The sequence below is a fragment of the Paraburkholderia sp. PAMB 6770 genome (assembly GCF_057748135.1).
On record NZ_CM173238.1, the window covers coordinates 589,758 to 611,229 of the forward strand.

General features: G+C 70.3%; 14 protein-coding genes. 4 read left to right on the top strand and 10 right to left on the bottom strand.

All coding sequences use genetic code 11. The annotated features are described in order from the left end of the window. Nucleotides 1-98: 98 nt before the first annotated feature. From AC3AP7_RS02845 to AC3AP7_RS02870, 6 genes are all read right to left on the bottom strand, one after another. Nucleotides 99-1,145 (bottom strand): adenosine deaminase, encoded by a 1,047-nt coding sequence (locus tag AC3AP7_RS02845; protein ID WP_475765777.1) that lies wholly within the window; start codon nucleotides 1,143-1,145, stop codon nucleotides 99-101. 80 nt (nucleotides 1,146-1,225) lie between these two features. After that, nucleotides 1,226-2,233, bottom strand: a complete 1,008-nt coding sequence (gene xdhC, locus AC3AP7_RS02850) for a xanthine dehydrogenase accessory protein XdhC (protein ID WP_475765775.1) — start codon at nucleotides 2,231-2,233, stop codon at nucleotides 1,226-1,228. 85 nt (nucleotides 2,234-2,318) lie between these two features. Continuing rightward, a complete protein-coding gene (xdhB, locus tag AC3AP7_RS02855) occupies nucleotides 2,319-4,733 on the bottom strand; it encodes a xanthine dehydrogenase molybdopterin binding subunit (RefSeq protein ID WP_475765773.1) in 2,415 nt (804 codons plus the stop codon). Further along, nucleotides 4,733-6,268, bottom strand: a complete 1,536-nt coding sequence (gene xdhA / locus AC3AP7_RS02860; protein WP_475765771.1) for a xanthine dehydrogenase small subunit — start codon at nucleotides 6,266-6,268, stop codon at nucleotides 4,733-4,735. The genes xdhB and xdhA overlap by 1 nt, the downstream gene beginning before the upstream one ends. A 382-nt stretch (nucleotides 6,269-6,650) precedes the next feature. Further along, a complete protein-coding gene (locus tag AC3AP7_RS02865; RefSeq protein ID WP_475765770.1) occupies nucleotides 6,651-7,160 on the bottom strand; it encodes a disulfide bond formation protein B in 510 nt (169 codons plus the stop codon). A gap of 157 nt (nucleotides 7,161-7,317) precedes the next feature. Beyond that, nucleotides 7,318-8,694, bottom strand: a complete 1,377-nt coding sequence (locus AC3AP7_RS02870; RefSeq protein ID WP_475765768.1) for an amidase — start codon at nucleotides 8,692-8,694, stop codon at nucleotides 7,318-7,320. Nucleotides 8,695-8,906: 212 nt separating this feature from the next. Here AC3AP7_RS02870 and AC3AP7_RS02875 point away from each other — a divergent pair, with 212 nt between their 5' ends. Next, nucleotides 8,907-10,664, top strand: coding sequence for a cation:proton antiporter (locus AC3AP7_RS02875; protein ID WP_475765766.1), 1,758 nt, complete (start codon nucleotides 8,907-8,909; stop codon nucleotides 10,662-10,664). Between the two features lie 129 nt (nucleotides 10,665-10,793). Continuing rightward, on the top strand, nucleotides 10,794-12,053 hold the full coding sequence (locus AC3AP7_RS02880) for a gamma-glutamyl-gamma-aminobutyrate hydrolase family protein (protein ID WP_475765764.1): 1,260 nt from the start codon (nucleotides 10,794-10,796) through the stop codon (nucleotides 12,051-12,053). Between the two features lie 111 nt (nucleotides 12,054-12,164). Here AC3AP7_RS02880 and AC3AP7_RS02885 read toward each other — a convergent pair whose 3' ends face one another. Next, nucleotides 12,165-12,713 (bottom strand): GNAT family N-acetyltransferase, encoded by a 549-nt coding sequence (locus AC3AP7_RS02885; RefSeq protein WP_475765762.1) that lies wholly within the window; start codon nucleotides 12,711-12,713, stop codon nucleotides 12,165-12,167. Nucleotides 12,714-13,057: 344 nt separating this feature from the next. Then, entirely contained in the window at nucleotides 13,058-14,905 is a 1,848-nt protein-coding gene (locus AC3AP7_RS02890) for a tetratricopeptide repeat protein (protein ID WP_475765760.1), read from the bottom strand. Nucleotides 14,906-15,248: 343 nt separating this feature from the next. Between AC3AP7_RS02890 and AC3AP7_RS02895 the strand changes: the two genes are divergently transcribed. Next, nucleotides 15,249-16,355, top strand: a complete 1,107-nt coding sequence (locus tag AC3AP7_RS02895) for a cation diffusion facilitator family transporter (protein WP_475767824.1) — start codon at nucleotides 15,249-15,251, stop codon at nucleotides 16,353-16,355. Nucleotides 16,356-16,435: 80 nt separating this feature from the next. Then, a complete protein-coding gene (locus AC3AP7_RS02900) occupies nucleotides 16,436-18,175 on the top strand; it encodes an FAD-dependent monooxygenase (protein WP_475765758.1) in 1,740 nt (579 codons plus the stop codon). Between the two features lie 82 nt (nucleotides 18,176-18,257). On the opposite strand, the gene AC3AP7_RS02905 is transcribed toward AC3AP7_RS02900, so the two are convergent. Next, nucleotides 18,258-18,515 (bottom strand): formate dehydrogenase subunit delta, encoded by a 258-nt coding sequence (locus tag AC3AP7_RS02905; protein ID WP_475765756.1) that lies wholly within the window; start codon nucleotides 18,513-18,515, stop codon nucleotides 18,258-18,260. A 10-nt stretch (nucleotides 18,516-18,525) separates the two neighbouring features. Next, a complete protein-coding gene (gene fdhF / locus AC3AP7_RS02910; protein ID WP_475765753.1) occupies nucleotides 18,526-21,465 on the bottom strand; it encodes a formate dehydrogenase subunit alpha in 2,940 nt (979 codons plus the stop codon). Nucleotides 21,466-21,472 lie beyond the last annotated feature (7 nt).

The window sequence follows — 21,472 nt, forward strand, 5'->3', positions numbered from 1 at the left end:
AAAGTGTCTCCGTAACAGGGAATGTAATGAATGAGGCGCCCCGCGCCGCGGCCCGGCGTCAGGCCGCGGCCGCGAGGCGTGGGCGAGGTGCGCGCTGGTCAGCGGCCGGGGGTGCCGTGCCAGTACGCGTCGAGCTGCGCGATGAGCGCTGCCCGCTCGTCGGGGCCGATGAACGACGCTTCGAAGCTGTTGCGCACGATCGTGTAGACCTCGGCGTCGGTGAGCTTCAGCGCGTCGATCGTCGCGAGATAGTTGTCGTTGACGTAGCCGCCGAAATACGCGGGGTCGTCCGAATTCACGGTGACCGCGACGCCGCGTTCGAGGAGCGCCTTCAGCGTGTGCTTCGTCAGGTCGTCGAATACGCGCAGCTTCAGGTTCGACAGCGGGCACACGGTCAGCGCGACGCGCGTGTCGGCGAGCCGCGTGACGAGCGCGGGATCTTCGATGCTGCGCACCCCGTGATCGACGCGGTCGACCTTCAGCCGGTCGAGCGCTTCGTACACGTACGACGGCGGCCCTTCCTCGCCGGCGTGTGCGACGAGCTTCAGTCCGAGCGCGCGCGCCTTCGCGAACACGCGCTCGAACTTCGACGGCGGATGGCCGCGCTCGGACGAGTCGAGCCCGACGCCGATCAGGCGGTGCCGGTATTGCTCGAACAGCGGCAGCGCGGCGTCGAAGGTGGCGAGCGCGTCGTCCTCCGAAAGATGGCGCAGGAAGCACAGGATCAGCCGGCTCGTGAGGCCGCGCGTCTGCGCCTCGGCCAGCGCGCGCTCGATGCCGGCGACCACCGTCGCGATCGGCACGCCGCGCTCGGTGTGCGTCTGCGGGTCGAAGAAGATCTCGGCATGCACGACGTGATCGGCGAGCGCGCGCTCGGCATAGGCGAGCGTCATTTCGTAGAAGTCCTGCTCGGTGAGCAGCACGCTCGCGCCCGCGTAGTAGATGTCGAGAAACGACTGCAGGTCGGTGAACGCGTACGCGGCGCGCAGCGCGTCGATCGAGGCGTACGGAAGCGGGATGCCGTTGCGCTGCGCGAGCCGGAAGATCAGTTCGGGTTCGAGCGAGCCCTCGATGTGGATGTGCAGCTCGGCCTTCGGCGCATGTGCGGCTTTCTCGGCGAGCGTGAGGGCGGTTCGGGTGTTCATGGTGGTGTTTCTTGTTTCAGGTGTATCGGTGAGGGGATTCGGAAAGACGGCATTCGAACGACGCGCGGCTGCAGCGTCCGTCATGCGACGCGCGGCATCTCCGCATGCGCCTCGACGGCCTGCAGCAACTGCGCGGCCGCCGAAATCGCAATGATCTCGGGCGACTTGTCGACGATGCCGTCGACGCCGAGCGGGCACTTCATCCGCGCGATCTGCGCGGGATCGATGCCGCGCGCGGCGAGCCGGTGCTCGAACTGCTTGCGCTTCGTATGCGAGCCGATCATGCCGAAGAACGCGAAATCGCCGCGGCGCAGGATGCGCTCGGCGAGTTCGAGGTCGAGCGTATGGTTGTGCGTCATCACGATGAAGTATGTCCGCGGCGCGGCCGCGTCGATCGCTTCGTCGGGCGCGTCGTTCGGATCGGGCGTTACGTTCGGCGCCTGCAGCGCGGCCGGAGCGGGGAACAGCGTATCGCGCGCGTCGACCCAGCGTACCCGGCAGGGCAGCGTCGCGAGCACCCGCACGAGCGCGACGCCCACGTGGCCGGCGCCGAACAGCACCACTGGGAATTCGCGCGGCGCGATCGTTTCGGTGAGCAGCGAGCGGCTTTCGTCGAAGCCGGCGCCGTCCCACAGCAGGCAGTCGCCGGCCGCGACGCCCGGTTCCGGGTCGGACAGCATCACGGCGTCCGGCGCGGGTCCGAACGAGACGCTGCGCACCGTCGACTGACCCGCTGCGAGGCGCTTCGCGAGCGACGTGATCCAGCCGAGGTCGCCGACGTCGAGCCGCTCGAACGCGAGCACCACCGCGCCTCCGCAGCACTGGCCGAGGCTCGGGCCGAGCGCGAAGCGTTCGAGGCGGCGCAGGTGCGGGGCGCGCATGCCGTCGCGCAGCACGTGGCGCGCGGTCTCGATCGCCTTCCATTCGAGGTGGCCGCCGCCGATCGTATGGCGGGCCGAGTCGCGCGTGACGATCATCTTCGTGCCGGCTTCGCGCGGCGCCGAGCCTTCGACGCGCGCAACCGTCACCAGCACCGCGGCGTCGCCGTGTGCGAGCAGGTGTTGCAGATCGGTGAGCCAGGCTTGCATCCGGCAGTTCTCCATCGAGGGCCGCACCGGGTATCCGGGCGGCCGGTTAAGCAGGCGCGGCGCAGTCGTGACGCGCCGCGCGGAATCAGTCCACGGCCGGCGCCGTACGCGCTTCCGCACCGGCGGCGGGGCACGCCTGCCCGGCGGGCGGCGCCGCGCCGCTCAGCGCAAGCGCGTCGAGAATCGCCTCCGGCGTGGCCGGCGCGCGCAGCGGCGGCGCGCCCGCGTGCTGCGGCGCAGCCGCGGCGATCGCGTCGCGGATCGCAAGGAATACCGAAAACGCGAGCAGCAGCGGCGGCTCGCCGACCGCCTTCGAGCGGAATACGGTCGGCTCCGCGTTCGCATTGCGATACAACTGCGCGTGAAAGGCGGCGGGCGTGTCGTTGACGGCCGGAATCTTGTAGGTCGACGGCGCGTGCGTCATCAGTCGACCGTCGCGATTCCACCAGAGTTCCTCGGTCGTCAGCCAGCCCATCCCCTGGATGAAGCCGCCCTCGACCTGGCCCAGATCGATGGCCGGATTGATCGATTGTCCCGCGTCGTGCAGCAGGTCGGCGCGCACGAGTTTCCACTCGCCGGTCAGCGTATCGACCACGACCTCCGATACCGCGGCGCCGTACGCGAAGTAGTAGAACGGGTGGCCCGTCAGCGTGCGCGCGTCCCAGTGTACCTTCGGCGTTGCGTAGAAGCCGTCGGACCACAGCTGCACGCGCGCGAGATACGCGGCGTCGACAAGCTGCGCGAACGGCAGCGACGCGTCGTTCACGTGCACGCTGCCGTCGCGGAACTGCACGTCGTCGGGCGTGCCGCCGAGCATCGTCGCGGCGAGCGGCGCGAGGCGCGCGCGGATCGTGCAGGCGGCCGTTTCGGCGGCCTTGCCGTTCAGGTCGCTGCCGGTGGAGGCCGCCGTCGCCGACGTGTTGGCGACCTTCGACGTGTCGGTTGCGCTCGCGCGCACGCGGGCGAGCGGCAGGCCGAACGCGCCGGCCACGACCTGCGCGACCTTCGTGTTGAGCCCCTGGCCCATCTCGGTGCCGCCGTGATTGACGAGGACCGAGCCGTCCCGGTACACGTGCACGAGCGCGCCGGCCTGGTTCAGAAACGGCACGTTGAACGAGATGCCGAACTTCACCGGCGTGAACGCGATGCCGCGCTTGAGCACCGGGCTCGCCGCATTGCTCGCCGCGAGCGCCGCGCGGCGCGCCTGATATGCGCTGTCCGCGAGCAGCTGTTCCGTGAGCGGCGCGAGCACGTTGTCCTCGACGCGCTGGCCGTACGGCGTCACGTCGCGCTCGCCGATGCCGTAGTAATTGACGCGCCGCACGTCGAGCGGATCGCGCCCGAGGCGGCGCGCGATGCTGTCGAGCATCACCTCCATCACGAGCGCGCCCTGCGGGCCGCCGAAGCCGCGGAACGCGGTGTTCGACTGCGTGTTCGTCTTGCAGCAGAGCGCGACGATCTCGACGTCGGGCAGGTAATAGGCGTTGTCGAAATGGCAGACCGCGCGCGTGGCGACCGCGCCGGACAGATCCGCCGAATACCCCGCGCGCAGCGCGATCTCGACGCGCGTGCCGAGGAGGCGGCCGTCGTCGTCAAAGCCGGCTTCGTACGTGTAGCACGCATCGTGACGCTTGCCGGTGATCATGAAATCGTCGTCGCGGTCGGCGCGCAGCTTGACCGGACGCTTCAGCGTGTGCGCGGCGAGCGCCGCGACGCAGGCAAACAGCGCCGATTGCGATTCCTTGCCGCCGAATCCGCCGCCCATGCGCCGGCATTCGCAGACGACGCTGTGCGCCGGCCAGCCGAGCATGTGCGCGACCACCTGCTGCATTTCGCTCGGATGCTGCGTCGAGCTGTAGACGAGCATGCCGTCGCCTTCCTTCGGGATCGCGTAGGCGACCTGGCCTTCGAGATAGAACTGCTCCTGGCCGCCGACCTCGAACGTCTCCGCGATCCGGTGCGGTGCGGCGGCGATGCGCGCCGCCGGGTCGCCGCGCTTCAGATGCAGCGGCGGCAGCACGAACTGCTGCGCGGCCTTGGCCGCCGCCGGCGTCAGGATGGCTTCGAGCGGCGTATAGCGCACGACGTCGTCGCGCCCGGCGAGCGCCGCGGCACGGCGCGCGAGCGCGTGGCTCTGCGCGATCACGACGAACACCGGCTGGCCGAGGTACAGCACTTCGCCGTCGGCGAGAATCGGGTCGTCGTGCAGCACCGGTCCGCAGTTGTTCTCGCCGGGAATATCGGCGGCGCTGAACACCGCGACGACGCCCGGCGCGGCGCGCACCGCGCTCAGGTCGAGCGCGTCGATGCGCGCATGGGCATGGCGCGACAGGCCGAGCGCCGCGTGCAGCGTGCCTTCGAGCTGCGGCAGATCGTCGGTGTAGAGGGCTTCGCCGCTCACGTGGAGGGCGGCCGACTCGTGCGGCAGCGGCGTACCGAGCGCCGCCGCGGCGGCCTGCCCGACGGTGGCGCCGATGAAGGCGTCGGTTTGCCTGTTCATCACGGCGACTCCTGAATGCTGGACGTGCCGGCGAGCGTCGGCTCGTATGCGTACACGTCCACGTCGAACAGCGCGAGCGGCGCGTCGTCGCGCGTTTCCAGCTGGAAGCGCCACAGCAGATTGCGCGCGATCTTCATCCGGTAGGCGCTCGTCGCGCGCATGTCGCTGAGCGGCTGATAGTCGGCCGCGAGCGCGTCCATTGCGCGCTGCGCCGCCGCGGCGTCCCACGCCGCGCCAACGAGCGCGGCTTCGGCATGCGCGGCGCGAAGCGGGGTCGCCGCCATCCCGCCGAACGCGATGCGCGCCGCGACGATGCGATCGTTGGCGATCCTCAGCGCAAATGCGCCGCAGACCGCCGAGATGTCCTGATCGTAGCGCTTGGCGACCTTGTAGGTGCGAAAGCGCAGATCGGGCGCCGGGCGCGGCACGCGCAGCGCCGCGACGAACTCGCCGGGCGTGAGCGCGGTTTTCTGGTAACCGACGTAGAACGCGGCGAGCGGCAGCGTGCGCGCATGGGTGCCGCGCCGCAGCACGAGTTCGGCGTCGAGCGCGAGCAGCGCCGGCATCGAGTCGCCGATCGGCGAGCCGTTCGCGACATTGCCGCCGAGCGTGCCCGCATTGCGGATCGGCCGCGACGCGAAGCGGTCCCACAGTTCCGCCAGCTCCGGGTAGTCGGCGCTCAGCGCCGCATACGCGTCCTCCAGCGTGGCGGCCGCGCCGATCGTCAGCGTCTGCGCGTCGCATTCGATCGTTTTCAGCTCGGCGACGTTGCCGATGTACAGCAGGTCGCCAAGATCGCGAAACTGCTTGGTGACCCACAGCCCGATGTCGGTGCTGCCGGCGAGCAGGCGTGCGTCCGGGTGCCGCGCGCGCAATGCGGCGAACGCGTCGAGCGTGACGGGGGCGCGAAAGACCGCTGCGCCGAACGCGCTGCCGCGCGCGTCGGGCGCCACGTATTCGAACGTGTCGCGGCGCGCGAGCGGCCGCAGCGCGTCGGCGAGCGCGGCGCGGTCGACGCGCGCGCGCGGGTAGTCGAACATCTTCTGGGCGGCTTCGACGATCGGCCAGTAGCCGGTGCAGCGGCACAGATTGCCGGACAGCGCGGTATGGATTTCGTCGCGGCCCGGCAGGCCGGCGTCGGCCGGCTGGTTCTCGTACAGCGCCCACAGCGACATCACGAAGCCGGGTGTGCAGAAGCCGCACTGCGATGCATGACAGTCGACCATCGCCTGCTGGACCGGATGCAGCGCGCCGTCGGCGCCGCGCAGATCCTCGACGGTGAAAAGCGCGCGGCCGTCGAGCGTGGGCAGGAACTGGATGCAGGCGTTGACGGCCTTCAGCGCGAGATTCCCGGCGTCGTCGAGTTCGCCGAGCACGACTGTGCAGGCGCCGCAATCGCCTTCCGCGCAGCCTTCCTTGGTGCCCGTGCAACGCAGATCTTCGCGCAGATGCTCGAGCACCGTGCGCGTCGCGGGCACGCCGCTCACCTCGCGGATCGCCCCGCGGTAATAGAAACGGATGGTTTGCGTTGTCATGGCGAATCCAGAAGACATTGCGGACCGGGCGCGCGTTACGCAGGGGGCGTGCCTGAGCCGGCCTCGCGCACGTAGATCGCCATCCATACCCGAAGATAGCACTAGCTTGTCACGAAAATATTCCCCGCTGGTGATGGGGGCTATCAGCGGGGCCCGATGGCGCGCATAGTCGTGCCGCCGGGCGGCATGCGGGACGGCGCGCCTGCCGCGGCGGCCGGCGGCCCGCCGGGCGGCAAGCCCCCGGGTGGCAAGCCGCCCGGAGCGGCAGCAGGCGCGCGGTGAAGGCGGGGTGAGCGCGCGCGCCGTCGCATCGCGCGGCGTCGCGTCGGGTGATGCCGGACGGGTGCCCGGCGGGTTTTCAGGCGGGTAGGCGGTGACGGGCTCAGGCCGCGCGGCGGCGGTTGCGCACGAGGCTGCGCGCGAGCGCGACGAAGGCGAGCACGAATGCGATCAGCGACCAGGCCGGCAGCGACAGGCCGAAGATCGGCGGATACGGCGTCTCGCACAGGCCGGCGACCTTGAACACGCCCGGCAGCCATTGCGCGGGCGGCAGGCTGTCGACGACCGGCTGCAGCGCGTCGAAGCCGCAGCTAAAGCCGGGATTCGCGAGCACGTAGACATGCCGGATGGCGGTCGCGATACCGGCCAGCGCCGCCAGCGCCGCGAGCCCCTCGGCGACGCGCACGCCGCGCCAGCTGCTGATGCCCGCGCCAACGAACGCGAAGATCGCCGTGAGCAGGAAGAAGTAACGCTGCAGGATGCACAGCGGGCAGGGATCCTCGCGTTTGACGTACTGCAGATACAGCGCACCGCCCACCAGCGCGACACAGATCAGGGCAAGCAGGATCAGCAGGGAGCGCTCGCGGCGCAGCAGCATATTGTCGTTATTCATGATGGATCGAAGTGCGGTCGGCGGCCCGGATGGGCCGGTCGTCTGCGATTCTAGCGCGAACCGCGAACCGCGAACCGCGAACCGCGAACCGCGAACCGCGAACCGCGAACCGCGAACCGCGAACCGCGAACGGCGAACGGCGAACGGCGAACCGCCGTTAGCGGATCGGGTCGAGCACGGCTTCGACGGCGCGGCCGATCGCGAGCAGCGCGTCGTCGCCATACGGGGCGCCCGCGAGCATCAGCCCGACCGGCGCTTCGCCCCGCGGATGGCACGGCACCGACAGCGCGCACGCATCGAGGAAATTGAATGCGCTCGGGTTGCGCAGGACCAGCGCGTTCGTCCGGGCGAAGACGGCGTCGTCGGCGACGAGTTCGGCGACGCGGGGCGGAACCACCGGAACGGTCGGCGCGACCAGCGCATCGAAGCGCTGCCACAGGCCGCGCGCAGCGTCGAGCAGCGCGGCGCGCTCGGCGACGAGCTCGAGGTAGTCGGCGGCGGTCGCCGGCGCTCCTTTCAGGATGCGGGCGAGCACGCGCGGATCGTACTGGTCGCGGTGCTGCGCGAGCAGCGGCCGGTGCCACGCATACGCTTCCATCGACGACAAGCCGATGCGGTTGATCTCGGGAAGCCGGTCGAGCGGTGCAAAGCGCACCTCGCTGACGATCGCGCCGGCCGCCTCCAGGTGCTTCAGCGCGGTATCGATCGCGGTGGCGACCGCTGCCTCGACGTCGTCGGTCACGTAATGGGTCAGCACGCCGAGGCGCACGCCTTCGAGCGGACGCGTCGCCGGAATGCGCGGTTCGAGCCCGGCGAGCATCCGGTCGACGAGCGCGCAGCAGGCGACCGACACGCCGATCGGGCCGAACGAGTCGAGCGTCGTCGACAGCGGGATGCCGCCCTGGCGGGGAATGCGCGCGGCGGTCGGCTTGAAGCCGGTCAGGCCGCACAGCGCGGCTGGAATGCGGATCGAGCCGCCGGTGTCGGTGCCGAGCGCGATCGCCGCCATGCCGTCCGCCACCGACGCCGCCGCGCCCGACGACGAGCCGCCCGCGATCCGCTCGTCGCCTTTCACGCCGCGCCGGTAGGGCGACAGCGGATGCCCGTAGTGCGGATTCAGGCCGAGTCCGGAAAATGCGAATTCGCTCATGTTGGTGCGGCCGATCAGCACCGCGCCGGCGCGCTTGAGCCGCGCGACCGCGACGGCGTCGGCGCGCGCGGGCGCGGCGCCGGCGAGGGCCAGCGAGCCGGCGCGCGTCACCTGGCCTTCGATATCGAACAGGTCTTTCACGGATACCGGGATGCCCGCGAGCGGCGACAGCACGGTGCCTGCCGCGCGCAGCCGGTCGTAGCCGTCGGCGGCGGCGCGCGCGTGGTCCGCGTCGACGTGCAGGAACACGGTCGAGCCCTGGCCGGCCGGTTCCGCGATCCGTTCGAGCGCGGTTTCGACCAGCTGGCGGCTGGTGGTGCGGTGCGCGGCGAGATCGGCAGCGAGCTGGGCGAGCGGCGGGAAGGGGGTGAATTCGGTGGCCATCGCGGTTCGGATCGGGTTGGCGCGGGCACGCCGGCGCGCGGTCGCGCGGTCGCACCCGCGCCGCGCGCCTGCGCGGGCAGGCGGGACGGGCAACGGCGGCCGTACCCGGCACGCCTTCGCCCGCATTGTAGAACAAGGCTTTGCCGGCGGCGCGGGAACCCGCGGACGTTATCATTCGCCTATCTTGTTTTAATTTTGTAAGGAAATGGGGCATGCATCACGAAATCGGCTTCATCCAGGATCTCGCGGTGATCATGGCGGTCGCGGGCGTCGTCACCGTGCTGTTTCATCGTCTGAGACAGCCGGTCGTGCTCGGCTACATCGCTGCGGGCGTGATCATCGGACCGTACACGCCGCCGTTCCAGCTGATTCACGACGAGCAGACGATCCGCACGCTCGGCGAACTCGGCGTCGTTTTCCTGATGTTCTCGCTCGGGCTCGAGTTCAGCCTGCGCAAGCTGGCCCAGGTCGGCGCGACCGCGGTGGTCGCCGCGCTGTCGGAGATCGTGCTGATGCTGTGGCTCGGCTACGAGATTGGCCGCGCGTTCGGCTGGAGCGCGATGGATGCGCTCTTTCTCGGTGCGATGCTCGCGATCTCGTCCACGACGATCATCGTCAAGGCGCTCTCCGAGCTCGGGCTGAAGCGCGAGCGTTTCGCGCAACTGGTGTTCGGCATCCTGATCGTCGAGGATGTGCTCGGCATTGCGATGCTGGTGCTGCTGTCGGGCATCGCGCAGACCGGCACGCTGAGTGCAGGCATTGCGCTTGCGACGCTCGCGACGCTCGCGCTCTTCATGACGGTGTCGCTCGTCGTCGGGGTGCTCGTCGTGCCGCGCGTGCTCGACCACGTCGCGCGCACCGGGCGCGACGAGATGCTGCTCGTCGTCGTGCTCGGGCTGTGCTTCGGCTTTTGCCTCGTGACGGTCAAGCTCGGCTACAGCATCGCGCTCGGCGCGTTCATGATCGGTGCGATCATGGCCGAGTCGCGCCACCTGCATCGCATCGAGCACCTGGTCGCGCCGTTGCGCGACGTGTTTTCCGCGATCTTCTTCGTGACGATCGGCCTGATGCTGGACCCCGGCGTGCTGGTCGCGCACGCATGGCCGATCGCGGTGATTACCGTGGCGGTCGTGGCCGGCAAGGTCGTGTCGTGCGGGCTCGGCGCCTTTCTCGCGGGCAAGGACGGACATACGGCGATGCGCGTCGGCATGACGGTGTCGCAGATCGGCGAGTTCTCGTTCATCATCGCGACGCTCGGCGTCACGCTGCACGTGACGAGCCCGTTCCTCTATCCGGTGGCGGTGGCCGTGTCGGCGCTCACGACACTGTTCACGCCGTACCTGATCCGCGCGGCCGATCCGCTGGCGCGCCGGCTCGGCGCGGCGATGCCGCCGGCCGTCGCGAGCGTGTTCGGCCTGTACGCCCAGTGGCTCGGCAGTCTGCGCCCGGCCGGCGACGCGGCGGCGCTGTTCGCGATTACGCGGCGCATCCTGCTGCAGATCGCGGTGAACCTGGCGCTGGTCGCCGCGATCTTCGTCGGCGCGAGCTATGGCGCGCCGCGCATCGGCGGCTGGCTCGCGCCGCTGCTGCCGGGCGAGGCGGCGCAGCGCGCGGTGCTGTGGGGGGCGGCGCTGCTGGTGTCGATGCCGCTGCTCGTCGCGGTCTATCGCAAGACCCGCTCGCTTGCGATGCTGCTGGCGGAACGCGGTGTGCAGCCCGCGCGGGCAGGGCGCTTCACGCGGGCGATCCGCGAGACGATTGCCGGGCTTGTGCCGCTCGTCTCGATGGTCGGCGTATTCCTGCTGGTGGCGGCGCTTTCCGGCGCGATCCTGCCGCCGGCCGGCCTGCTCGCGGCCGTGCTGGTGTGTGCGGCGCTGCTCGTGGCGATCCTGTGGCGCTGGTGCGTGAAGATCCATGCGACGCTGCAGATCGCGCTGCGCGAAACTTTCGACGAGCAGCCGGATCCCTGATATCAACGGTGTGCGTGTTGTCGCAAGCGGCGTTCGCGCATCGCATGGGCCGGTTTGCCGCGCGTTGCCCGGTAGCGGATAATCGGCCGGTATCCATCCGTTTGCATCGAAGGCGCGCAACCCATCGTCATGAGCGAAAACAAGCCTGAAAGCGCCGGGATCCCCGGCACGCCGTCCGCCGCCGACCATCCGGCCGGCAACCCTGTGCAGTCGAGTGCGGTGCCTCCGTTGTCGCCGTCCTGCGAACCGGCCCGCGCGCCGGACGACACGATGACCGGCGCGCAGGCCGGTTCGCGGGGTGAGCCGGCGGCTTCGTCGGCGGTGCCTTCGTCGGAAGCCGCTTCGGCGGAAGCCGCCGCGGCCGATGCCGCGTCGGGTGCCGCATCCGGCCTGCACGACACCGCCGCCGGCAGCGCGCCGCGCGCCGCCGGTGCGCCGCCGGCCGGCTTCGGCGCGGCGCCCGATTTCTCGGCGACCCATCCGCCTCCGCCGAACGCGCTGCCGCCCACGCCGCCGCGCTATCTGCGGCAGACCGATTCGGCGTGGTCGGTGTTCGGCCGGATCGTCGCGGCGCGCGCGCGGCAGATCTTTGATCGCGCCGGTCAGCGGATCACGCAGCGCACGCTGCGCATCGGCGTGTCGGCGCGGATCTTTCACCCGGAACCCGGTGCGAAAGGGCTGCGCGGCAAGACGCTGCAGTACCTCGAAGAGTCGATTGCGCACTGGGTGATGTCGCGCGACGTGCTGGTCTTCATGATCCCGACCGTGGGCCATCAGGGCATGCTGCATCCGAGCAACATTCGCCTGCGCGACTATGCCAAGCATCTGGACGGCCTGCTGCTGCAAGGCGGCGCGGATGTGTCGCCGCAGTCGTACGCGGAGCAGATCCGCTCCGAGTGGCCCGGCGACCGCGTGCGCGACATGTACGAGCTGGAACTGCTGCACGAATTCATCGAGTCGGGCAAGCCGGTGCTCGGCGTGTGCCGCGGCTGCCAGCTGATCAACGTGGCGTTCGGCGGCACGCTGTATCAGGACATCGCCACCGACGTGCCGACTGCCGGCGTGCACGTGAACGAGCACTACGACCAGCACCGCCATGCGATCCATTTTCCGGACAGCTCGACGCTCGCGAGCATGTTCCCGGGACGGCGCGAGGCGATCGTCAACTCGATCCACCATCAGGCGGTCAAGTCGCTCGGACGCGATCTGAGCATCGAGGCGGTGTCGTCGGAGGACGGCCTCATCGAGGCGGTGCGCTACCGGCGCGCGCCGTTCGTCGTGGGCGTGCAATGGCACCCGGAGTTTCATCGCGCGGGCGGCCCGGAAATGCTCGACTGCACGCCGCTGCTCGATACCTTCCTGCGGGTCGCGCGCGAAACGCGCTTCTAGCGCACGGGCCGCGGGCGACGCCGCACGCCGCACGCCGCACGCCGTCGCGGCGGCGTGTGGCCGCGTCCGCAGCGCCTGGCCGCGCGTGGCTTGCGTGTGCGGGCGCTTCGTCTATCCGGTCAGCGCGCCGTCGTGTGCGGCGCCGATCCGGTACACGTAGCGCAGCGCCGTGATGTCGGCGCCGCCCATCCGGTCCGGCTCCGCGCCGGCGAATTTCCAGCCTTGACGCTCGTAGAAACGGATCGCGGGCGTATTGCCTTCAAGCACGTACAGGTACAACTGGCGCTCGCCCTGGGCGCGGGCCCAGTCGCGCGCGGCGCCGATCAGCATCGTGCCGGCGCCGAGCCCCTGATGGCCGGGCAGCGCGTGCAGATTGTCGAGCAGCACCCCCCAGACCGAATCGGGCTGGCGCTCGACGCAGGAAAAACCGATGGCTTCGCGGCCCCGTTCGGCGATCGTGATGCTGCGCTGCTCCGCGCCCGGTGCGTTCAGGCGCGCCTGCCAGTAGGCGGCGCGTTCCTGGGTGACGTCGTGATCGAGGAAGCGGTCGGGCAGCAGCCCGCGGTAGGTCGCCTGCCAGCTGGCGGCGTGGATCGATGCGATCAGCGCGGCATCGGCGGGGGCGGCGGGGCGTAGCGAGAGCGTAAGGTCGGAGGGCATCGGCGGCACGGTGAGCGGCATCGTCAACGGGATCGTCGCAGTGTACTGCGATCGGGTGGCGCGTTGCCCGCGCGCGAGGCCGGATGCGCGGGCCTGTGCGGTTGGTGCAACCGGACGGGCGGCCGTCCGGGAACGTTGCCCGGGCGACGTGATCGTGGGCAACGCGACATGGGCGACGTGGCGCGGACAACGTGACGCGGACAACGTGACGCGGGAAACGTGATCGTGGTCTACGCGACGCGGGCCACGTGATCGTGAGCAACGCAACCCATGCAACGCAACCCCGGCGGCCATCCCGTCGCACGCATTGTCCGGTTACATCCGTCAGATGTCGTCAGGGGCCTTCAGGCGTCGCGCAGCGCGTGCGCGACCTCGGCGATCACCTCGCCCCATGCGCCCGGCTCCGGCTGGCGGACCAGCTTCGCCCCCGGATACCAGCGGCTGCGCGTGTCGCCGACAAACCAGCGCCAGTCGGCTGCGAACGGCAGCATCAGCCACAGCGGTTTGCGCAGCGCCCCGGCGAGGTGCGCGACCGACGTGTCGATCGACACGACCGCGTCCAGCCGCTCGATGATCGCAGCCGTGTCCGCGAAATCCGCGAGCCGTGCATCGAAGCGGTGGATGCGCGCGGCGTGCGGATGACGGTCGAGTGCGGCGCGTTCGTCGTCGGGCAGATTCGGCTGCAGGACGATCCAGTCGATGCCGGCAAGTGCGAACAGCGGGTCGAGCGCCGCGAGCGGCATCGAGCGGTTTTCCTGCTGCTGGATGCGTCCCGACCAGGCGAGCCCGATCTTGCGCCTCGCCTGTCCGCCGATCGACCCGCGCCATTTGCGCCGATACGCTTGCGGCACGCTCAGGTACGGCGTGTGCGCCGGAATCGTGTCGGGCGTGATGCCGAGCGCGAGCGGCAGGCTCAGCAGCGGGCAGTGCAGGTCCGCGTGCGGGCGCGCCGCGCCTTGCGCGACCAGCGCGACGCGCCATGCGGCGGCAGCCGGCGCGATGAGCGGCAGCAGCGCGGGCTGCACCTCGAGGACGACGCGCCCGCCGCGCTGCGCGGCGAGCGGCACGAAACGGACGAATTGCAGCGTATCGCCGAAGCCCTGTTCGGCGGACACGAGCAGCGTACGGCCGGCGAACGCCTCGCCCTTCCAGCGCCGCAGATAGTGCGGCGCGCTTTGCGCGGCGGCGTGCAGGCGCCATTCGTAGGCGGGCAGGCCTCGTGCGAAATCGCCCAGTGCGAGCCATACGACCGCGCGGTTCAGGTGCGCGGCCGCGAGGTCGGGACTCAGCCGCAGCGCTTCGCCGAACGCGCGGATCGCCGCTTCGTGCCTGCCGAGCGCATAGTGCGCGCTGCCGAGACTCAGCCACGCGAGGGCGTCACGCGGATCGAGGCCCACCACGCGTTCGAACAGCGGCAGCGCGCGCGCATGCCGGCCGGCCGCGGCGAGCGCGTTGCCAAGGCCGAACAGCGCGACGATGAGGCCGGGCTGCATGCTCAGCACGGTCTCGAAGGCCGCGATTGCGGCTTCGTGCTGGCCGGTGGCGGCGAGCGTGTTTGCCAGATTGAATTGTGCGGCGACGAAGCGCGGCTGCGCGGCGAGGGCCGCGCGAAAGTGACCGAGGGCCTCGTCCGCGCGCTCGAGCGCGTTCAGCGCCATGCCGAGGTTGTTGTGCGCGCCCGGATGGCCCGGCTGCAGTTCGAGCGTGCGCTGGAACGAGGCGATCGCATCGTCGTAATCGCCGAGCGCGTGCAGCGCGTTGCCGAGGTTGTTATGCGTCGACGGATGGTCCGGCTGCAGGCGCAGCGATTTGCGAAACGCGTCGACGGCGTCTTCGTGACGGCCTGCCGCCGCGTACGCGTTGCCGAGGTTGTAATGCGCGAGCACGAAATCCGGTGCGAGCGTCAGCGCGTTGCGAAAGCGCTCGATTGCGCCATCGAGGTGCCCGAGCGCTTTCAGCGCGTTGCCGAGGTTCAGCTGCAGCGCGGCGTCGCGCGGCCGCAGGTCGGCGGCGCGGCTCACGAGATCGACGGCCTCCGCGTGCTCGCCGCGCTGATGGCGCAGCACGCCGAGCAGATGCAGCGCGTCGACATGGACAGGATCGGCGTCGAGTGCGGCGCGATAGTCGCGTTCGGCGTCGTCGAGGCGGCCGTCGCGATGCGCCGCATATGCGCGCTCAAAAGCGGATGGCATGGACGGAAAGCGGGATTTCGATGGATTTCGGCGGTACAGAGACCGCATTGTCCCACAGTCGCCGGCACGTCCCGGGGATTGACACGGCGCGGGCCGGACTGGAACCATGCGGGCAGGCAACGCGGCGTGCCGTCGGGCGGCCCGTTGCTTACCCTTATCATGGGCCGTGCGGGCAGCGGCGCGCGCCGCGCGGCTGCTCCCGCCGTTGCTTCCACCACCGCTCCCGCCGTCGCGAGGATCAGCCATGACGAACACGCCGGATTCGCGCCCGCAGGCCGGGCCACCTGAAGATCGTGCGCGGCCGCGATCGGACGATGCGCGTGACGGCCGCAGGAGTGACCATATTCACGATCACGATCACGATCACGATCACGATCACGATCACGATCACGATCACGAGCACGATCACGAGCACGATCACGATCACGATCACGATCACGAGCACGAGCACGAGCACGGGCATGGGCATCAGCAGGCAAATGCGCACGCGCACGCCCATGCGGCACATACCGGTCACGGCACAGGACAGGGCGCGCACCGGCACGGCGGCCACGCCCACGCGCACGCCCATGCGCCCGTCGCCGGGCACGGGCGCGCGTTTGCGATCGCGGTTGCCCTGAACGTCGCGATCGTTCTGGTTCAGGCGGTCTACGGCGTGATCGCGCACTCGACCGCGCTGCTCGCCGACGCCGGTCACAACCTCTCCGACGTGCTCGGCCTGCTGCTCGCGTGGGGGGCCGCCTGGCTGACGACGCGTCGCCCGTCCGCACGCTACACCTATGGCCTCGGCAGTTCGTCGATTCTGGCCGCACTCGCCAATGCGGGACTGCTGCTGTTCGCGTGTGGCGTGATCGCGGCCGAGGCGGTCGGCCGGCTGCTCGATCCGGCGCCGGTGGCCGGGTGGATCGTGTTCGTCGTCGCAGTCATCGGCATGCTCGTCAATGGTTTTTCCGCTTGGCTGTTCATGCGCGGGCGCAGCGAGGACCTGAACGTGCGCGGCGCGTTCCTGCACATGGCCAGCGACGCGCTGATCTCCGCCGCGGTCGCGGTGAGCGGCCTCGCGATCGTGCTGACGCACTGGACCTGGCTCGATCCGCTGATGAGCCTCGCGGTCGTCGCCGTGATCGTGTACGGCACCTGGGGACTGCTGCGCGATTCGGTGCGGCTCGCGCTGAACGCGGTGCCCTCCGGGGTCGATCTGCAGGGTATCCGCCTGTTCCTCGCCGCGCAGCCCGGCGTCACCGACGTGCACGACCTGCACGTGTGGGCGCTATCCACGACGGGCAACGCGCTGAGCGCGCATCTGGTGATGCCGGCCGGTCATCCGGGCGACGAGGCGGTCGACGCCATCGTCCTCACGCTGCGCGAATCGTTCTCGATGCAGCATGCGACGCTGCAGGTCGATCTCGGCACGACCGATCACCGCTGCACGCTCGATCACCCGCGTTGACGCGGGATTGACGCAGCGCACCCGCAGCCGGCGACCCGGCGGCGTACACTAGGCGGCATATTGCGCTTCGGAGTTCCTGCATGGCCGCCGCCCCAGCCGGCGCGCTGCCGGTGCTGATCGTCGGGGCGGGTCCGACCGGGCTTGCTGCGGCGATGAGCCTCGCGCGTGCGCGCGTTCCCGTGCGCCTGATCGACAAGGCGCTGCAGCCGGATCCGCACTCGCGGGCGATCGGCATCCAGGCTCGCACGCTCGAACTGCTCGAACAGCATCGCCTGATCGAGCCCTTCCTCGAACTCGGCCATCGTGCGCACGCGGCAAATCTCTATTCGAACGGACAGCGCCTCGCGCGCCTCGACTTCGATCCGCTGCAAACCCGCTACCCGTACGTGCTGTTTCTCGATCAGCCGGTTACCGAGCGGCTGCTGGGCGGGCACCTTGCCGCACTGGACGTCGAGATCGAGCGTGGCGTCGCGTTGCGCGCGTTCGCCGAAGAGGGCGCGGCGCTCAGTGTCATGCTCGATCACGCGGACGGGCGCACCGAGACGCTGCGCGCCGCCTACCTGATCGCGGCGGACGGCGCGCATAGCACGGTGCGGCATCAACTCGGCGTCAGCTTTGCCGGCAAGACCTTCGCGCAGACGTTTTTGCTCGCCGACCTGCAGGCCGATACGGGCTGGTCGGATGACGAATTTCAGCTATTCGCGAGCGCCGACGGGCTGGCCGCGCTGTTTCCGATGGGCGGGCAGCGCTATCGGCTGATCGCCGATCATCCGCCGCTCGCGGCGCCGGAGGCGGGGGAGGCTGCCGAGGCGGCGGAGGGTGGCGTCCGGCGCGCGCCGGACGCGGCCGGCGCCGCGCCGCCGCCTTCGCTCGACGCCTGCCGGGCGCTGGTGGCGCGCCGCATTCATCATCCGGTGAAACTGTGGGATCTGAGCTGGTCCGCGCACTTTCACCTGAATAGCCGGATGGTCGAACAACTGCGCGCCGGCCGCGTGTTTCTGGCCGGCGACGCTGCGCACGTGCACAGCCCGGCGGGCGCGCAGGGGATGAACACGGGGATTCAGGAAGCGTTCAATCTCGGCTGGAAGCTGGCGGCGGTGATGCTGGGCCGGGCGCCGGAGCGCCTGCTCGACACCTATCACGCCGAGCGGCATCCGATCGAGCGCGACGTGCTGCGTCAGACGAGCTTTGCCACGCAGCTCGCGGAAGCCGAGCGGGGGCCGCTGAAGCTGCTGCGCGAACGCGTGATGCCGGCGCTCGCGACGTTCGGTCCGCTGCGCGACGCGGCGCGGCAGACGGTGAGCGAGCTGGCGATCCAGTATCGACGCAGTCCGCTCACGCTCGAACGGGTGCTCGACGGCGGACCGAGGGCCGGCGAGCGCGCGCCGGATGCACTCGTGCACGTGCTCGACGGGCCGCTCGGCCGGGCGCCGGGTATCGGCTGCATTTTCGATCTGCATGATCCGGCTTTTTTCTCGCTGTTCCTGCTGATCGCACCGAACGGCGCGGCGCCGCTCGATCCGGTGATGGACGGGGAGTCCGCGCGCGATGCCGCCCTCGACGGCCTCAGTGCGGCCGTCGAGCGTCTGCTGCCGGGCGTGGTGCGGATCTGGCGCGTGACGGACATGCGCGGCGACGGCGGGCCGCCGCTGGCGGAAGCGTATGGCCGCACGCGGCCGGCGTTTTATCTGGTGCGGCCGGATGGCTATATCGGCGTGCGGGGCCGACCCGCGACCGATCTGCACGCGCTACAGCGTCACTGCGAGATGTGGTTTGCCGCGCACGCGGCACCAGGTGCGCCGGCTGGACCGACGGGCTAGGGTGTGCGCGAGCGGGCCCGTCCCGTCCCGCGCGGCATGCCGCAAGCGCCGGGCAAGACAGGGCAGGACGCCGGGCGCCGTGTCAGACGACCGGGTTTTCCTCGGGCGCGGGTGTCAGGCGGTCCCGATACCGTATCAGCGCTTCGCGCACGACGGGCAGCATGGGCATGTCCGCCGGCTCGGGCTGGTCGAGCGCGGCAAGAATGGCGCGCCGCATGCGGGGCTCCCAGAAGCGGCGGATGTGCATGGCGATGCCGTCGAGCGCTTCGTCGTGATCGGGCATCGACTCGAAGAACTCGCCGATCCGGTTGGCCATGTCGATCAGGTTGTGAACGTCCATCGCGGCCCCCTCACTTGCCCGCCGTTTCCGGCGCCGCCTCGCGCCGCTCCAGCAGCTCCAGCTGCTGCGCGTTAAAGCGCGTGTACTCGCGCTGCCACTGCGACGGCTGCTCCACCGGCATCACCTGCACCGCCGTCACCTTGTACTCCGGGCAGTTCGTCGCCCAGTCCGAGCTCTCTGTCGTGATCACGTTCGCCCCCGACTCCGGGAAGTGGAACGTCGTGTACACCACCCCGGGCTGCATGCGCTGCGTCACCTTCGCGCGCAGCACCGTCTGCCCCGCCCGCGACTCGATCCCCACCCAGTCCCCCGTGCGGATGCCCCGCTCCTGCGCATCGTGCGGATGGATCTCCAGCCGGTCCTCGTCATGCCAGCGCGAATTCTCCGTGCGCCGCGTCTGCGCCCCCACGTTGTACTGCGACAGGATCCGCCCCGTCGTCAGGATCAGCGGGTAGCGCCGCGTCACCTTCTCCGGCGACGCCACGAACTTCGTGATCACGAAGTGCCCCAGCCCCCGCACGAACTCGTCCACGTGCATCGTCGGCGTGCCCCCGGGCGCCTGCGCATTGCACGGCCACTGGATGCTGCCCAGCGCATCGAGCTTCGCGTACGACACCCCCTCGAAGCTCGGCGTGAGCCGCGCGATCTCGTCCATGATCTGCGACGGATGCGTGTACGCCATCTCGTAGCCCAGCGCCCGCGCCAGCAGGATCGTCACCTCCCAGTCCGCGTACCCCGCCAGCGGCGGCATCACCCGCCGCACCCGCGAGATGCGCCGCTCCGCGTTCGTGAACGTGCCGTCCTTCTCCAGGAACGTCGCGCCCGGCAGCAGCACGTGCGCGTACTTCGCCGTCTCGTTCAGGAAGATGTCCTGCACCACGATGCACTCCATCGCCGAGAGCGCCGCGCTCACGTGATGCGTGTTCGGGTCCGACTGCACGATGTCCTCCCCCTGGCAGTACAGCCCCCGGAAGCTGCCGTCCAGCGCCGCATCGAACATGTTCGGAATCCGCAGCCCCGGCTCCGCCTGCAGCGCCACCTGCCACGCCTGCTCGAACAGCGCGCGCGTCGCCGCATCCCCCACGTGCCGGTAGCCCGGCAGCTCGTGCGGAAACGACCCCATGTCGCACGAGCCCTGCACGTTGTTCTGCCCGCGCAGCGGATTGACCCCCACCCCCTCGCGCCCGATGTTGCCCGTGGCCATCGCCAGGTTCGCGATGCCCATCACCGTCGTCGAGCCCTGCGCGTGCTCGGTCACCCCCAGCCCGTAGTAGATCGCCGCGTTGCCCCCCGTCGCGTACAGCCGCGCGGCCGCGCGCACCGCGTCGGCCGCCACCCCCGTCACTTCCCCGGTGGCCTCCGGCGCGTTCTCCGGCTGCGCGACGAACGCGCGCCACTGCCCGAACGCCCGCGCCTCGCAGCGCGCCGCGATGAACGCCTCGTCCAGCAGCCCCTCGGTCACGATCACGTGCGCCAGCGCATTGACCAGCGCCACGTTCGTGCCCGGGCGCAGCTGCAGGTGATGCGCGGCCCGCACGTGCGGCCCGTCCACGATGTCGATGCGCCGCGGATCCACCACGATCAGCTTCGCCCCCTCGCGCAGGCGCCGCTTCAGCCGCGAGCCGAACACCGGATGGCCGTCCGTCGGGTTCGCCCCGATCACCATGATCACGTCCGCCTTGCCCACCGACGCGAAGGTCTGCGTGCCCGCCGACTCGCCCAGCGTCGTCTTCAGACCGTACCCCGTGGGCGAGTGGCACACCCGCGCGCACGTGTCCACGTTGTTGTTGCCGAACGCCGCGCGCACCAGCTTCTGCACCAGGTACGTCTCCTCGTTCGTGCACCGCGAGGACGTGATGCCCCCGATCGAGTCGCGACCGTACTTCTCCTGGATGCGCCGGAACTCCGAGGCCGCGTAGCGGATCGCCTCGTCCCAGCTCACCTCGCGCCACGGGTCCGTGATCTTCGCGCGGATCATCGGCTTCGTGATCCGGTCGCGGTGCGTCGCATACCCCCACGCGAAGCGCCCCTTCACGCACGCGTGTCCCGCGTTCGCCTCGCCGTCGCGCTGCGGCACCATGCGCACCACCTCGTTGCCCTTCATCTCCGCGCGCAGCGAGCAGCCCACCCCGCAGTACGCGCACGTCGTCACCACCGCGTGCTCCGCCTGACCGAGCATCACCACGCTCTTCTCCTGCAGCGTCGCGGTCGGACACGCCGCCACGCACGCCCCGCACGACACGCACTCCGAGTCCATGAACGGCTGGCTCTCGCTCGCCGCCACGCGCGAGTCGAACCCGCGCCCGGCGATCGTCAGCGCGAACGTGCCCTGGGTCTCCTCGCACGCGCGCACGCAGCGGTTGCACACGATGCACTTGGACGGGTCGTACGTGAAGTACGGGTTCGACTCGTCCTTCTGCTCCTGCAGGTGGTTCTGTCCCGCGTACCCGTAGCGCACCTCGCGCAGCCCCGTCACGCCCGCCATGTCCTGCAGCTCGCAGTCGCCGTTGGCCGGGCACGTCAGGCAGTCCAGCGGGTGATCCGAGATGTACAGCTCCATCACGTTGCGCCGCAGCGTCTGCAGCCGCCCGCTCTGCGTGCGCACCTTCATGCCCGCCTCCACCGGCGTCGTGCACGAGGCCGGGTAGCCGCGCCGCCCCTCGATCTCCACCAGGCACAGCCGGCACGAGCCGAACGGCTCCAGCGAATCGGTCGCGCACAGCTTCGGCACGTTGATGCCCGCCCCGATCGCCGCGCGCATCACCGAGGTGCCCGCCGGCACCGTCACCGCGCAGCCGTCGATCTCCAGCGTCACGTCCACGTCCGCGTGCCGCTGCGGCGTGCCGTAATCGGTCTGGTCATGGGGCGTGTGCATCGCGCGCGCCTGCGACTGGCACGCGCAGTTGCCGGAACCGCAACCGCCGGCGCGGCTATTCTGTACATCGGACATGAGGGGC